The organism is Aliivibrio fischeri ATCC 7744 = JCM 18803 = DSM 507 (assembly GCF_023983475.1).
In the GTDB taxonomy this organism is placed as follows: Bacteria; Pseudomonadota; Gammaproteobacteria; order Enterobacterales; family Vibrionaceae; genus Aliivibrio; species Aliivibrio fischeri.
Map to the genome: position 1 here is coordinate 821,653 of NZ_CP092713.1, position 14,720 is coordinate 836,372.

The 14,720-nt window shown below is 38.1% G+C and carries 12 protein-coding genes and 2 pseudogenes; 10 read left to right on the forward strand and 4 right to left on the reverse strand.

Translation table 11 applies throughout. From position 1 onward, the window contains the following. The first annotated feature begins 7 nt into the window (after positions 1-7). A complete protein-coding gene (gene fadA, locus AVFI_RS17200) occupies positions 8-1,177 on the forward strand; it encodes an acetyl-CoA C-acyltransferase FadA (RefSeq protein ID WP_054775748.1) in 1,170 nt (389 codons plus the stop codon). A gap of 85 nt (positions 1,178-1,262) precedes the next feature. Here fadA and AVFI_RS17205 read toward each other — a convergent pair. After that, a pseudogene (locus AVFI_RS17205) lies at positions 1,263-2,063 on the reverse strand (alpha-amylase family glycosyl hydrolase); the annotation flags it as partial. Between the two features lie 42 nt (positions 2,064-2,105). Here AVFI_RS17205 and AVFI_RS17210 point away from each other — a divergent pair. Then, positions 2,106-3,334 (forward strand): IS3 family transposase gene (locus AVFI_RS17210; RefSeq protein ID WP_408580437.1). Its coding sequence is split into 2 segments (ribosomal slippage): positions 2,106-2,469 and positions 2,469-3,334, totalling 1,230 coding nucleotides; the frame shifts between segments, so codons are not numbered across the junction. Positions 3,335-3,373: 39 nt separating this feature from the next. Here AVFI_RS17210 and AVFI_RS17215 read toward each other — a convergent pair. Continuing rightward, positions 3,374-4,207, reverse strand: a pseudogene (locus AVFI_RS17215) (alpha-amylase family glycosyl hydrolase); the annotation flags it as partial. Between the two features lie 143 nt (positions 4,208-4,350). Between AVFI_RS17215 and AVFI_RS17220 the strand changes: the two are divergent. The 5 genes from AVFI_RS17220 to AVFI_RS17240 all read left to right on the forward strand — a co-directional run bounded on the left by AVFI_RS17220 (position 4,351) and on the right by AVFI_RS17240 (position 8,251). Then, entirely contained in the window at positions 4,351-5,238 is an 888-nt protein-coding gene (locus tag AVFI_RS17220; RefSeq protein ID WP_063651869.1) for a LysR family transcriptional regulator, read from the forward strand. Between the two features lie 84 nt (positions 5,239-5,322). Next, positions 5,323-6,501, forward strand: coding sequence for an MFS transporter (locus AVFI_RS17225; RefSeq protein WP_005423059.1), 1,179 nt, complete (start codon positions 5,323-5,325; stop codon positions 6,499-6,501). Positions 6,502-6,541: 40 nt separating this feature from the next. Beyond that, a complete protein-coding gene (locus AVFI_RS17230; protein ID WP_054776097.1) occupies positions 6,542-6,820 on the forward strand; it encodes a GNAT family N-acetyltransferase in 279 nt (92 codons plus the stop codon). A 75-nt stretch (positions 6,821-6,895) separates the two neighbouring features. After that, positions 6,896-7,243 carry a HopJ type III effector protein gene (locus AVFI_RS17235; protein WP_054776098.1) on the forward strand — a complete coding sequence of 116 codons (348 nt, stop codon included), beginning with the start codon at positions 6,896-6,898 and terminating at the stop codon, positions 7,241-7,243. Between the two features lie 30 nt (positions 7,244-7,273). Continuing rightward, a complete protein-coding gene (locus tag AVFI_RS17240) occupies positions 7,274-8,251 on the forward strand; it encodes a Gfo/Idh/MocA family protein (RefSeq protein WP_054776099.1) in 978 nt (325 codons plus the stop codon). Positions 8,252-8,327: 76 nt separating this feature from the next. Here the strand turns inward: AVFI_RS17240 and AVFI_RS17245 are convergent, their stop codons facing one another. Further along, positions 8,328-9,368, reverse strand: coding sequence for a linear amide C-N hydrolase (locus tag AVFI_RS17245; RefSeq protein ID WP_072054232.1), 1,041 nt, complete (start codon positions 9,366-9,368; stop codon positions 8,328-8,330). A 113-nt stretch (positions 9,369-9,481) separates the two neighbouring features. Between AVFI_RS17245 and AVFI_RS17250 the strand changes: the two genes are divergently transcribed. Next, complete coding sequence (locus AVFI_RS17250) at positions 9,482-10,390, forward strand: LysR family transcriptional regulator (RefSeq protein WP_017018742.1); 909 nt, start codon at positions 9,482-9,484, stop codon at positions 10,388-10,390. On the opposite strand, the gene AVFI_RS17255 is transcribed toward AVFI_RS17250, so the two are convergent. Beyond that, entirely contained in the window at positions 10,391-10,861 is a 471-nt protein-coding gene (locus AVFI_RS17255; RefSeq protein WP_069581439.1) for a hypothetical protein, read from the reverse strand. A gap of 341 nt (positions 10,862-11,202) precedes the next feature. On the opposite strand from AVFI_RS17255, the gene AVFI_RS17260 reads away from it, so the two are divergent. Together AVFI_RS17260 and AVFI_RS17265 are read left to right on the forward strand one after the other, a co-directional pair. After that, on the forward strand, positions 11,203-12,744 hold the full coding sequence (locus AVFI_RS17260; protein WP_065624237.1) for a Na+/H+ antiporter NhaC family protein: 1,542 nt from the start codon (positions 11,203-11,205) through the stop codon (positions 12,742-12,744). Positions 12,745-12,913: 169 nt separating this feature from the next. Beyond that, positions 12,914-14,719 (forward strand): hypothetical protein, encoded by a 1,806-nt coding sequence (locus AVFI_RS17265; protein WP_252653956.1) that lies wholly within the window; start codon positions 12,914-12,916, stop codon positions 14,717-14,719. The last annotated feature ends 1 nt before the right edge of the window (position 14,720 follow it).

Below are 14,720 nucleotides of genomic sequence, written 5' to 3' on the forward strand. Positions count from 1 at the left end.
ATAGATCATGACTAAAGCAGTAATTATAGATTTTGTACGTACCCCAATGGGTAAATCAAAAAATGGTGTTTTCCGTAACATTCGTGCGGATAAATTAAGTGCTCATTTGATCAAAGCTCTTATGGAGAGAAACCCAGAGGTTGATTCATTAGATGTAGAAGATGTTGTGTGGGGCTGTGTGCAGCAGACTTTAGAGCAAGGCGCTAATTTAGCTAAAATAGTTGCACTTCAAGCCGGGTTGCCTGTTGAAGTAACAGGAACAACGGTGAACCGTTTATGTGGTTCGTCAATGGATGCTCTACATATCGCAGCTCGTCAAATTAAGGCGGGTGAAGGTGATGTCTTTATTGTTGGGGGTGTTGAACACATGGGACATGTTCCTATGACACATGGTGTTGATTTATCGGGACCATCCGATTTTGTCATGGCGCAAGCATCGGCAGCTATGGGACTAACGGCAGAAGCATTAGCAAAATTGAATCATATTTCACGTCAAGAACAAGATGAACTTGGTGTGCGTTCACATAAGTTGAGTCTTGAAGCTCAAAATAAAGGTTACTTTAAAGATCAAATTGTTCCTACACCTGGTCATGATGAAATGGGAGCACCTATTATAGTAGATAAAGACGAAGTGATTCGTGAAGATGCAACCATTGAATCATTTAGTAAATTGCGTCCATGTTTTGACCCTTCACCTGCTGGTACGGTTACACCAGCAACGTCATCAGCACTATCGGATGGCGCTTCTGCATTGTTGGTAATGAGTGAAGAAAAAGCAAAATCATTAGGTTTAACTATTCGAGCAGAAATTGTTTCAATGGCGACTGCTGGTGTACCCGCTGCAATTATGGGGATTGGCCCAGTACCTGCTTCAAATAAAGCGTTAAAACGTGCAGGATTAACGTTAAATGACATTGATAAATTTGAACTAAATGAAGCCTTTGGCGCTCAAGCAATCAGCTGTATTCGAAAAATGGAATTAACGAACCGAATGGATGATATTAATATGCATGGAGGGGCAATTGCACTAGGGCACCCACTTGGTTGTTCAGGTTCTCGTATTGTAGGTAGTGTTATTAATGTACTAGAAACTCATGGAGGAGAATACGGTTTAGCAACAATGTGTATAGGGTTTGGTCAGGGAATAGCTACAGTGGTTAAGAAATATAAAAATTAGCATGATATAAATCAAGAGCCACCTTACTTTCTGGACTAGTTAATAGTAAAAGAAGGTCAGGTGGCTTTTTTGTTTTTAATAATCTTTAAAGCGCTAAAACCAAGCTTTGATAAGGTGCTAATATCAACTCAGAGCCTAATTGTGTTGTTGGCTCAAGATTACTGATCAAGCACTCTACAGAGCGGTTAGCAATATGCTCAGGCAATGCTAATGTTTGTGGCTCTGCACTGAAGTTATTTAGCACGACTAAGTGTTGGTCTGCATCTCTACGCTCATAAGCAAACACGGCAGAGTGCGTTTCAAACAGAGGAATAAAATCACCATAGACAATCACTGGGTTCTGTTTTCTTAGAGCGATCAGTTTTTGATAGTGATAGAAAATCGAGTTTTTATCTTCTAGCGCTGCGGCAACGTTGATCTCAGGGTAATTCGGGTTCAGTTTGATCCAAGGTGTACCTTGAGTAAATCCTGCATTATCAGAGTTATCCCAGTGCATTGGTGTGCGCGCATTATCACGGCTATTGGCATGGATCCCTTTCATCATGCTTTCATGGCTAACCCCAGATTCGGTTTTTACTTGATAGAAGTTCAACGTTTCAATGTCTTTGTACTCTTCTAACGTATCGAATGCGACGTTCGTCATGCCGATCTCTTCACCTTGGAAAATATAAGGCGTGCCTTTCATCATATGCAGAGTGGTTGCCAGCATTTTTGCCGACTCAACACGATATTGGCCATCACAACCGTATTTAGAGACAACACGAGGTAAATCGTGGTTATTCCAAAATAGCGAGTTCCAACCCTTATTGTTTAGCTCTACTTGCCATTTGGTCATCACTTGTTTAAATAGGGCGAGATCAAGTGGTTTAGGCTTCCATTTATCACCATGTCTCGTCCTGAAATGTGTTTACACATTTAGGACTTTTATATGACAAATCAAGAAAAAACAAAGAATAAGCGAACTCAACGCGATTATTCATTAGGCTTTAAATTGCAGCTTGTTGCCGCTATAGAAAAAGGCGATATGACCTATAAGCAAGCTCAAAACATTTATGGCATTCAAGGTCGATCTACCGTACTTACTTGGTTAAGAAAACACGGTAAGATGGACTGGTCTCAATCACCTAAGATTATTATGCCTAAATCCCCGAAAGCGAAAGAATCGCCTGCACAAAAAATTAAACGTTTAGAGCGAGAGCTTGATGATGAAAGAATGCGTAATTTATTACTTAATGAAGTAGTGAATATCATGGACGCAGAACATGGTGCAGGCCTTAGAAAAAAGTATATTGCCAAGGAGCAAGAAGTCTTCAAAAGCAGAAAATGATCAGCTTAGAGCGAGCTAGTCAGCTACTTGGCATTACAAGACAATGTATATACCAACAAGAACGTAGAGCTCTGAAACGTGCCGTTGAACTTTCACCGGTTAAAAATATGGTGCAAGAAATTCGTCGATATATGCCTCGTATTGGAGGTAAAAAATTATATTTTTTACTTAAGCCCAAATTCATCACTCATGGCATAAAGTTAGGCAGAGATAACTTTTTTTCCTATTTAAGAAATGAGTGCTTATTAGTAAAACCTAAACGAAGTTATACAAAAACTACCTATAGTAAGCATTGGATGAAAAAACATCCTAATTTACTTAAAGAAGTAACACCTCAAGCATCTGAAGAGGTTTTTGTTAGTGATATCACTTACGTTCAATCACAAAAAGGTATTCATTATTTATCTTTAGTAACAGATGCTTATAGTCGAAAGATAATGGGATATGAATTAAGTGATGAAATGAAAGCTACTGATGTAGTCAAAGCTCTTGATATGGCGATAGATAGCCGTCAATATCAAAGGAGTACGATTCATCATTCAGACCGAGGATTACAGTATTGTTCAAAGGTTTATCAGGAAAAATTGAATAAAAATGATATTAAGCCATCAATGACGGATGGTTATGATTGCTATCAAAATGCATTAGCAGAGCGAATAAATGGGATACTTAAACAAGAGTTTCTTTTGTATGACTGTAAAGATTTAGAGGAGTTAAGGCATTTAGTTGAAGAATCTATTTTTATTTATAATGAAATGCGGCCACATTTAAGCTTGGGAATGAGTACACCAAATCAAGTACACAAAAAAGCCAAGTGCGTACGCACTTAGCTTTCAATTAAAAATCGTCAACGTATTTTAGGACGAGACACCATCTTCCCAAAGTAGGGTAATGTGCTCAAACTGGAACACCATTGATAGCTCATGACGAGCAGGATCACTATAAAGTTGAGCACTTTCAGGTGTTGCTCCCCATGTTTCGCCCACCGTAAGCAAGTCTTTATCACCGAATGTCGCTTGGTTCATTTTTTGAAGAAGCAGGTGCAGACGCTCGCCATCACCTGTGATTTTCTTGTCGACTTCTTTGCCGATTAAATCGATAACATCTAGACGGAAGCCACCAATACCTTGGTCAATCCACCAGTTCATCATATCAAATACTTTTTGGTGAACTTCTGGGTTCTCCCAGTTTAAATCTGGTTGGCGTTTAGAGAATAAATGGAAATAGTATTGTTGATTCTCTTCATCCCACTGCCATGCTGAACCACCAAAAATGGATCCAATGTCACTTGGTGCTTCGCCGTTTTCACCTGCATCACGCCAAATATAAAAATCACGGTATTGACTATTTTTATCGCTTTTTGCTTCAACAAACCAAGCGTGTTCGTCCGATGTGTGGTTAACCACTAAATCCATTACCACTTTAATGCCGCGATCTTCTGCTTGTTGCATTAAACGCTTCATGTCTTCCATGGTGCCAAATTCAGCCGCAATCGCTTGATAATCAGAGATATCGTAGCCGTTATCATCCATTGGAGATTGATAAACAGGAGAAAGCCAAATTACATCAATACCAAGACCTTGCAAGTAATCCAGTTTACTAATAATACCTTGTAGATCACCAATACCATCATTATTCGAGTCACAGAAGCTACGAGGGTAAATTTGATAAACAACACTGTTATGCCACCAACGCTTTTCCATATTTTTTATTCCACTAACTAAAAGAAATTAAACGCAATATAGCGAAAAAAAACGCTGATGAATAATTGATAATTTGAACTCTGATATAGAAAAAATTTATATCATGGGTATTGTGAAGTCAGAATAATTACTGAGTGTTTATTATGGATAAATCATCACGCTATTTTTATGAAGTGGCTCGTCAAGGCAGCATTAAAGGCGCGTCTGAAAAACTGTTTATTAGTCAGCCGACATTAACGACAGCAATTAAGAAACTAGAAGAAAGCTTGGATGTGATTTTGTTTCATCGAAAATCTAAAGGGGTTGAACTGACAAGCTCTGGCTGGCTCTATTATCGTTATGTACAGGATTTATTTGAAAAACACAGTCAAATGATGCATCAACTGACCGACATGAAAGCCAGAAGTCAGGGTAAGATAAAGTTAGGTATTGGTGAGGCGTGGTGGGAGTGCTTTGCTTCTGAAGTAATTAAACAATTTGTAGAGCAGCATCCAAATAACTCAATGTATATCGAGTTTGGTAATGGGCTCTCTATGTTAAATCAATTACTCAATGGTGATATTGATCTTTTTATCGGTCATGAAATCGAAAATATCGATCCAAGACATCGTGTATTGTTTATGCCTTTATTTATCGAACAAGAAGCGTGGTTTGTAAGGGAAGGGCATCCATTGTTATCAAATGATCTAACATCAAATGAGTTGGATAATTACCCTTTAATAAAAGTCACCCCTGATCACATCAGACACACGAAGATTTTGAATGATGAAGGTATGGAAGCGTTCAATCTTAAACAGCAAAAAACAGGAGTTGTGTATGAACTTAACTCCTTAAAAGCCAGTATTGATATGCTAAAAACCAGTGATGCGATCATGCCTTATACCGATCAAGTTAAAGAAAAAATGGCGGAGTTGGGAATTGTGACGCTTCCACAAGGATCAGAAAAATCAGGCAGTGTTGGGATTTATACCAAAACAGAACAAGTATCAGAAAGTATTCAGTACTTAGTCTCATTATTAAAAGGTAAATAAAGTAAAGATCGCCATGGGCTAAGACGATGTTTCAACGAAATATGTTACAGTGTGTAAATCTAAATATTAATAAGAGTCACTATCATGTCGAGCTTAGCTCAGTGGAGAAATCCCAAAACGTTTTTGATTTTAATATCTATTGTTGTTCCTATTGCTTTCTCTACATGGAATGCACTTTTAAATAACTTTGTTATCGAAAAAGCGGCTTTTACTGGTGCAGATATTGGTTTATTGCAAAGTGTGCGCGAGATCCCTGGTTTTCTAGCCTTTACTGCTGTTTTCGTCCTTCTTTTTATTCGTGAGCAGAAGTTCATGATCCTCTCTTTGGTGATGTTAGCGGTAGGTGTTGCGATTACTGGCTTCTTCCCAAGTGTATATGGCTTATTATGCACAACATTATTGATGTCGGTGGGTTTCCACTATTTTGAAACCTTAAAACAGTCTCTATCGCTGCAATGGTTAACCAAAGAAGAAGCCCCAGAGATGCTCGGTAAACTTATCTCTATTGGTGCGCTTGCTTCTTTGTGTACTTATGGCGTGTTATGGGTATTGCTTGAATTAGTGCAATTAGAATTTAAATGGATTTACTTCATTGCAGGTTCAATTGCATTAATCGTGACGATCTTTATGTGGTTATCGTTTCCAAATTTTGAAACCGAAACACAACAAACCAAGAAATTGGTACTACGTAAGCGTTATTGGTTGTATTACGCATTAACCTTCATGAGTGGTGCTCGTCGTCAGATCTTTATGGTGTTTGCTGGCTTCTTAATGGTTGAGAAGTTCGGGTATTCGGCTTCTGAAATCACGTTATTGTTCTTAGCCAACTACGTATTTAACTGGTTATTTGCTAAAAAGATTGGACGTTGGATTGGTGTTGTTGGTGAGCGCAAAGCTCTTATGTTTGAATACATCGGTTTAATTTTTGTTTTTGTTGGTTATGCATTGGTACAAACCTCAGAAATGGCGGCAGCACTGTACATTATCGACCATCTGTTTTTTGCTTTAGCATTAGCGATTAAAACGTATTTCCAAAAAATTGCCGATCCGGCTGATATGGCATCAACGGCGGGTGTGGCCTTTACTATCAACCATATTGCAGCAGTGGTTATCCCTGTGAGCTTTGGCTTGATATGGCTTGTGTCACCAGCGGCTGTGTTTTACGTAGGTGCTGGAATGGCCTTTATTTCATTCTTATTGTCGTTAAATATCCCAGAAGCGCCACAAGAAGGAAACGAAACTCGCATTTTTAAGTGGAACTGATTAAAGTAGATGTACTTTAAAAGAATAGGGAAATGTAGGCATGAATATGATAACTCATGATCCTGATAATAAATGTTACTTAATTGCTCTGGAAGGCGATGCAGTTGCCAAAGTTTACTACGAAAAGAAAGGTAATATTCTTGATGTAATAAGCACTCGGATCCCTGATGAGCTACAAGGAAAAGGCTACGGTAAAGTGATGATGGAGTCGTTCTTACATGAGATGAGAGCATCTAATTTATTGATCGTGCCTGTCTGCTCTTATGTGGTTCATTACATGAATAAAAACCCACAGTGGCAAGATGTATTAGCGAAATAATTGAAACCTAGGTAGAACGTCTATCTAGGTTTTTTTGTATTGGATCAGATAGAAACAAGTTGATAAAAGGAAGTCATGATGACGTTAAACGCATTTATTGAAAAACTAAGCACACAGCCTGAATTGATTGAATTTACCGAAACCATGGCCGTGATTGAGTCTCACTATGACTTTACACCAACCGAATTTGCGAATGGTAATACGGTTAATTTGGCTGATCAAAATAATGGTTCATGTAAGATTTTTGCTTTCGCTTTATTAAATCAACTCAGTGTAGATCAAACATTAGCGTGTTTTGGGCAATATTATCGTCATGACGTATTAGAGAATCCACAAGGGGATGACCATCAAAATATTCGTAATTTTATGGTAACCGGTTGGGCGGGTGTACAGTTTAAAACTCAAGCACTTCAAGCGAAATAAACAACAGAAAACCAATAAAGAGATTGAATCATGATAAAACTTGCTGTTATTGGAACCAATTGGATCACCGAACGATTTTTAGCGGCTGCACTAGAGAGTGGCAAATATCAACTATCTGCAGTGTATTCACGCTCACTTGAACAAGCTAAAGCATTTGCTGATAAGTTTAGCGTCAATTTAACCTTTGATTGTTTAGATAAATTAGCGGCGTGTGATGACGTGGATGCGGTGTATATTGCAAGCCCTAATTCATTTCATGCTCCACAATCTATTAAGATGATGAAGCAGGGTAAACACGTCATTTGTGAAAAACCAGTCGCCTCAAATTACCAAGAGGCACAACTCGCTTATCAAACCGCACAAGAGAATAATGTGGTGCTGTTTGAAGCCTTTATGTCGCCATATTTACCAAACTTTCAGCAAATTAAATCACACTTGCCAAGTTTAGGGGCGATTAGAAAAGCGCACATCACTTATTGTCAGTACTCTTCTCGTTACCCTAAATACCTTAATGGTGAAAACCCAAATACTTTTAATCCTGAGTTTTCAAATGGCTCGATTATGGACATCGGTTTTTATTGTGTAGGTTCTATGGTTGAGTTATTTGGTGAGCCAACATCAATTCAAGCACAGGCGCATCTGCTAGATTCAGGCGTTGATGGTAACGGCAGTATCATTTGTGGTTACGATGGCTTTGATGTTGTTGTTATGCACTCTAAGACCAGTGATTCTTATGTACCTAGTGAGATCCAAGGTGAAGAGGGGGCGATCTTAGCTGAGATGATCTCTATTGGCCAAAAAGTAACGAAAGTGAATCGTGGTGGAGAAACAGAAGACTTGACCCTTGAACAAAACGCCAACCCAATGTTTTATGAAGCGTTTAAATTTGCCGAGCAAGTTCAATCGAATCAAATGGATATGCAAGCGGTTGAGCGTTCATTGCTTATATCAAAAGTAACCACTGAAATCCGCAAACAAACTGGCGTCGTTTTTCCTGCTGATAGTTAATTTTTACTTTATAGTAGTAACAAAGCCGAATGTATTATGCATTCGGCTTTTTTCTTATGTATGGTATTAGCTAAAACTATTTTGCTGAATGAATCGCTTTTTCCGTAATATCTCCAGCTAAGTTTGGCGTTGAAATATTAAAGTTAACAAATTTTCCTGACTGCTGGATTTCTTTAACGTTGTATTGCACTTGATTAAATGCATCGCCCCACTGATAGCGGACTACTGTTTCACCAGAATCAAGGTGGCGATTTACAGAGTACTCCGTCGCATAACCCGCCATTTTTCCATTGATCATTTTATTTGGTGCATCGTGAGGTATTTTAAAACTTGTTGAATCTAACTTTAAAATACCGTTAATTACGCTTGTTGGTTCATTTAAGTGACCAGAAAAGTAAGTTGCATGAATAAAACGGTCTTCTGGATTGGTATTGCCGCCAGTCCCAAGGTTCGTTTGACTCCATTGTTGTTCTTGTTCACCCCAACCACGTTTTGAACGCTCTACATTAGCAAGATGCTGCGCGTAACCTGGTTGGTTTGTCATTACAGTGTATTGTTTACCATGCCATACTTGAGGTTTTCCATTTCTCCATTCAACAATGGCGCTATCACCTGTGGTATCTTGAAATGAGATGTGAAGAGCAATACGAATCGGCACACCTTCAACAAATTCAATAGAAGGTGCTTCTTCATTGATAGCGGCAACCACTTCATTAACGGATTTATACTGAGATAACATATTACGTAAGTAAGTTAATGAACCATTTTTACTAGATGATTTAACCGCTAAGTCCATTTCACCGTCGTACAAAACATTACCGCTTAAGCCTTTTGAGTTAACGCCATCAGTAATAAAACCATAGGTAGTTAAGCCTGTTACATCGTATTTAGATGTCACTTTATTTGATTTTTCACTGTGAGTTAAATAAGAGCTGCCTGCAGGGAAATTCATTAAATGTGGATGTGTTTGTTCTGACCAATCCATTGTTCTAGTGACAAACGTACCGTGATCTTGTGTCTTCCAGAGTATACGAGTACATGCTTGTGCGGCTGGAGCAATGGTCGATAAAGTAAGTGCACCAATTAAAGCAGTCGAAATAAAAGAACGTTTCATCATTGTTTCTCCTTAATGGAAGAGGATGTGTTTCATCAATATGGTTATTATTGCGTGCTTTATCGCACATGTAATCTCTGGTATGTTGGGATTAACCCAACAAAAGGTGAAGAATTATGGCGACATTTACGTTTGATCAATTAGAAGCATTTGCAACGGTGGTAGAGCAAGGATCTTTTAGTGCTGCAGCAAGAAAGCTTAAAAAAGACAGATCAACGGTTCATCAATTGGTTGCATTTCTTGAGATTGATTGGGGTGTTGAGCTATTTAATCGAGAAGGAAAAACGCCAAAGCTATCCCCAGATGCTACCCGTTTATATAAGTACGCTACCTTACTGCTTGAACAACGTTTAGAAGTTCAAAATATTGCAAATAATATAGGTAGCGATATAGAAGACAGCTTGACCATCAGTTATGACGAAACAATGCCGGTATCAGTATTGTTTAAAACAGAACAAGAGCTATCAAGTGCATTTCCATATACGAGAGTGAATTACTTATCGCAACAAAAGGATCTCGCTATCCAATCAATTCAAGAAGGGAGAGTTGATCTAACGTTGCAGTTAATATCTTATCGCAGTAAGCCTCATAAAGGTCTGGCAGGGATTAATATTGGTTCAATACATTTTGGTGTATATGTAAGTGCTGATTCTGAATTACTTGATCATGAGCCATGTTCACTTCAATTAATGCAAACAAAGAAACAGCTAATATTGCAAAGTTTACTCTCCGCTGAACTTGATAACGTGGCGATATTCAGCGCTAATTATCAGGTCTTAACACGCATTGATTTTCTTGTATCGTGTTTGGAAAAGTCACCGTTTACTTGGAGTATTTTACCAACACACCTTGCGGAACCGTATGTAAAGTCCAAACAAATAAAGCGATGTGATGTTGCATTTTTTGATGGTGATATCTCATGGGGATGCGGGCTAATCAGTAGCCAAAATTCAGATAAAGGCCCTGTTTTTCTAAAAGCCGCTGAATGTCTAAAGAAAGCAATGAAAGAATCCCATCATTATTAGTTAGCTATTATCTTGCAGCGAATACTTTTCTCGATTTTTTAAGCATGTTGTGAGTCTATGCTTCATTGCTTGAGAGTAATATTGAGTCGTGAAATAGTAGCTATCACCAAGAGTATCCGTTAAATGAATCGACTCTTCTTGTCTAAACTGATCCAATAACAGTTCTTCTGCTGTTTCATTTTGTGGTTTGTATACAGCATACCCATAATAATTCACACCAAATTTATTGAGCTTAATTTTTTTGTCATTAATCACAGCCGTTAAAGAGGATTGAGGTGCTTCATTAAACCCCACTGAAATCTCGATCTTCTTACAATCATAAGTTACTACGGATTGAATAAAAGCATCATCAGAATTTTGAGCGTAGATTAGTGAATTGAAGTGAACATTATCGTTAGTCCAAATGGTTTCTTTTGCATAACTATTAAATGTAAGACACAGGATTATTAATAATGTAATGATTCTTGGCATACCTTTGCTCTCTCATTAACAGGTTTGTATATGATTGAAGAGTGTTTTGAATGAATAAAAAAGAGAGTAAAGATTAAATGTGCTGTTAATTAAGCACTTTTAATCTTTAGTTTATAAAATTAGTAGATTTCCATCTTAATTTATCGATTTTTGTTATGAGAGGGTGTGTTGAAATTCCTCTGTTGAATTCATCTGCGTTTTTAAAATGAGACTTTAGAATCTTGGGTGATTTTAAATTCACAAAAAGTGAATAAAAAACTATACATTTTCCCTTGTGAAATATATAGTCACTTTAATTGAATAACTATTTACTCTTTTGCAGTATAAAAAGGAACGCAACTATGGAGCAGACAGACATTACCTCCCTCATTCCCATTGTTATAACGCTGATTATCTCGTTAACGACACGTAATGTGGTCGTTGGTCTTTTTGCGGGAGTATTGAGTGGAGTAGCAATGCTAAACGGTTTGTTTACCACGCTTGATCCGTTTGAAACATTTGGTGTCATGGTTAAAAGTTATATCTCACCTCAACTAACAGATAGCTATAATGCCGGAGTGATTGTATTGCTGGTTTTCATTGGTGGGTTTGTTGCACTAATGGAAAAGTCGGGTGGTGGCCTTGCATTTGCAGAAAAAGTAACGCTTTGGGTCAAAAGTAAATTTCAGGCCCAAACCTCGGCATGGCTAGGGGGAATCATCATTTTCTTCTCTGATTTAGGTACGCCATTAATTGTTGGTCCAGTTTTTCGTCCTCTTTTCGATAAATTAAAAATCTCTCGTCAAAAACTGGCCTTCATTATTGATTCAACCTCATCACCTGTGGCTATTTTAATTCCATTCATTGGTTGGGGTGTGTATATCATGGGGTTAATACAGAAAGAATTTACTGCATTAAATGTCACTGATATTACAGATTGGGATGCATTTTTAGGCGCTATTCCATATCAATTCTACGCAATTTTAGCGATAGCGATTGTTCCACTTGTCGCATTAAAGAAATTGGATTTTGGCCCAATGGCAAAAGCTGAAGCGATAGCAAGTAAGGGCGAACTTCATGCGTCGTCTGATATTTCAAAAGAAATATTCACGCATAAAAATGCAAAAGCCTCGTTTGTATGGGCACCGCTATTGGTGATGGGAGCTGTTTTGGTATTTATGCTTGCACCTCTAGGTTTCCCATTTGAAAAAGTATCTGGTTCAGTGTTTCGTTCTGCTTTGTCTACCGCTTACTTCTTTGCCGCATTTACACTAATTATTTTAATGGCAATGAATAAAGTAAGAAGTCTATCGGATGGTATTTCTGTGTACATGAAAGGGATGGGTAATATGATGCAAGTTGCAATCATCCTTATTCTTGCATGGACTCTGAGTTCAGTTGGTAAAGAGTTAGGTGCGGCAGCTTATATTGCAGAGCAAGCTCAAAACGGCTTTCCATATTGGTTAGTGCCAGCGGTATCTTTTTTACTGGCAGCGATCATTTCATTTGCTACGGGATCGTCATGGGGAACATTTGCAATTATGATGCACTTGGTTATCCCGACAGCTATCGCAATTGATGCGCCGATGTTTGTATGTATTGGTGCTGTACTTTCTGGTGGTTTGTTTGGCGATCACTGTTCACCAATTTCTGAAACAACGATCTTGTCTTCAACAGGAGCAGGATGTGATCAGTTCGAACACTTTAAGACACAGCTTCCTTATGCATTATTAAATGGTGGAATCGCACTTGTCAGTTTTCTAATTGCAGGCATTTTTGATAACCCACTTATTTTCATATTAGCGTTAATAGCGCAGGTTACATTGGTAGTAACACTCGCTAAATTAACTCCAGAGAATATGTTTAATAAAAGCAAATTGGTGGCTGGAAATCAGTTAGGCTAGGCGTTTACCTAAAGATTACAGCAATGAAACGGTCCTTAATTGGGCCGTTTTTGGTTTCTCGTCCGTACAGGAGAATTAAGTACAAAACTAAGAATGTAACTAAGAGGTTGGATATTTACAAAAACAAGAGATGTCGACCTAGGAAGATAAGTGTGAAGGGCAATAGGGTTTGACTGAGTTCTCTGTTCATATTTATATAGCAGGCAATTTATTTTTAGATACTTTCAATACACTGAATGTGGAGATGCAGATGCTCTGCCAATTTAAACTTATCCCCGGTCGCCTACTGACCCAAAAAGACTTACCGTATATACTCACTCCCAATGAATTACTGAATCACCTTAATCGTTTTACCGATCTGTCTTCATTAAAAGCGTCGTTACCTATTAATTTACAGCGTCATTCTGCAATCAGTGATTCACAAGGGGTATTTCAAACCGTCAGTCGTATTCGTCAATTGGTCGAACAGGGAGAGTGGGCAGCATTATCGTTAATGAACCAACATAGAAGTATCGATACTCTGCATTTAGCTCAAGGAAGTGGTCTAAAAAAACGTATTGATAAGGTGGTTAACCCCTCGGTTACTCGTTCTCGTTTAAAAGTAAAACCGACCTTACTTCGTTCAAGTTCAAACGCCTCATCCATTACTCCTATTTCTGAAAAAAAGAATGATAATAAAATCGTTATCGAGTTTGCGGGGCAATGGCCTAATAACGCCGCATCCATCTCGATTTCAAAATTAAAAAACATCAATGAAAAGACAGTAAAGCCGAAAAAAGACAGCAAAAACGGACACAGGAGTCTCGTCGAATTTACGTATTTGGATGATAGAAATCGATCACTGTATTTGACGTTACCAAGTATGAACTCAGCCAAAGAGATAAACCTGTTACTGAGCGAATCATTATCTCCTGTAATCAAAGAAACAGAAATGGCAGAGTGGGATAATGTGTTAGTGCCTGTGGTGCCTTTTAAAGCAAAAGATAATAATTTTCTTCCACAAGAAGCTTCTCTTTACCCATCCGGTTATATTTATATAGTGTGGAATAATAACGTTTGGCGAGAACTAAAAATCACTAAAGATTACCAGTTTATGGATATCGATTTAAAGAGTGAGAACAAAGCCAATTCTGGTGAAAAAGTCGCTAATCGATATGTAGATATTGCCTTAACACATCCAGAGTATGGCTGTTATTTTTCAGATGAACCTTTTGATGTAAAACAAAATGGAAAAACGGTTTTTAGTGGCGTGCTTGATGTTTATGGGCAGGCAAGAGTTTTTGATTTAACGGAAGATAAAGTAATTATTGAGTTGCCTCAAACTCCAACTCATTATTCAATCGAGTTAGAAACAACAGAAAGTTTATTTGGCTCAAAAAAGAGTGATATACGCCCCGTTTCTGGGCACGCATTACCACATATTTGGGTGCCTTATAAAATCGCAGGTCAACCTCAAACTCTTTTTGCATATCATAGTTTATCGCAACTGACTGATGATCAATTATCTGAGTTAACCAGCAATCCAGAGACCATGGCACAGCGTATAGAAGGGCTTGATAGCTATACTGAATTACAACAATTTAGTGATGATGGAGCGTCTGTTATTGCACTTCAATCGCCACTTTCAAGTCAGGCTTTACCAACTTCAATTGAAAAACAAAGCGAGCAAGGCATTGCAGTTTTATTTATATCATCACCACAAGATGAGATTGTTTTTGCTTATTGCCAACATCCTACAGTCGATGAACCTGATGACTACTTTGAGTTATTTAATACAGAGCACAAATGGTCACAAAAGGTGTATTTAGGTCAAGCCTTAGCACTGGATGACGGTTATCAATCTATTCGATTTACGGGGTGGCCAAGTGAGGTTAAAACCGTCACGTTAAAACGAGTAAACAAAGGGAATGAGTATCACCCTGAGCAACCGCCAATCATCATTTACCAAGACATTGCAATCAGTGAATTAGTGTAGG

Bases quoted from the DNA above. Each gene is read 5' to 3' on its own strand.
- fadA (WP_054775748.1), top strand. From the start codon at position 8: ATGACTAAAGCAGTAATTATAGATTTTGTACGTACCCCAATGGGTAAA.
- AVFI_RS17220 (WP_063651869.1), top strand. From the start codon at position 4,351: ATGGATAAATCATCACGCTATTTTTATGAAGTGGCTCGTCAAGGCAGC.
- AVFI_RS17225 (WP_005423059.1), top strand. From the start codon at position 5,323: ATGTCGAGCTTAGCTCAGTGGAGAAATCCCAAAACGTTTTTGATTTTA.
- AVFI_RS17230 (WP_054776097.1), top strand. From the start codon at position 6,542: ATGAATATGATAACTCATGATCCTGATAATAAATGTTACTTAATTGCT.
- AVFI_RS17235 (WP_054776098.1), top strand. From the start codon at position 6,896: ATGATGACGTTAAACGCATTTATTGAAAAACTAAGCACACAGCCTGAA.
- AVFI_RS17240 (WP_054776099.1), top strand. From the start codon at position 7,274: ATGATAAAACTTGCTGTTATTGGAACCAATTGGATCACCGAACGATTT.
- AVFI_RS17245 (WP_072054232.1), bottom strand. From the start codon at position 9,368: ATGATGAAACGTTCTTTTATTTCGACTGCTTTAATTGGTGCACTTACT.
- AVFI_RS17250 (WP_017018742.1), top strand. From the start codon at position 9,482: ATGGCGACATTTACGTTTGATCAATTAGAAGCATTTGCAACGGTGGTA.
- AVFI_RS17255 (WP_069581439.1), bottom strand. From the start codon at position 10,861: ATGCCAAGAATCATTACATTATTAATAATCCTGTGTCTTACATTTAAT.
- AVFI_RS17260 (WP_065624237.1), top strand. From the start codon at position 11,203: ATGGAGCAGACAGACATTACCTCCCTCATTCCCATTGTTATAACGCTG.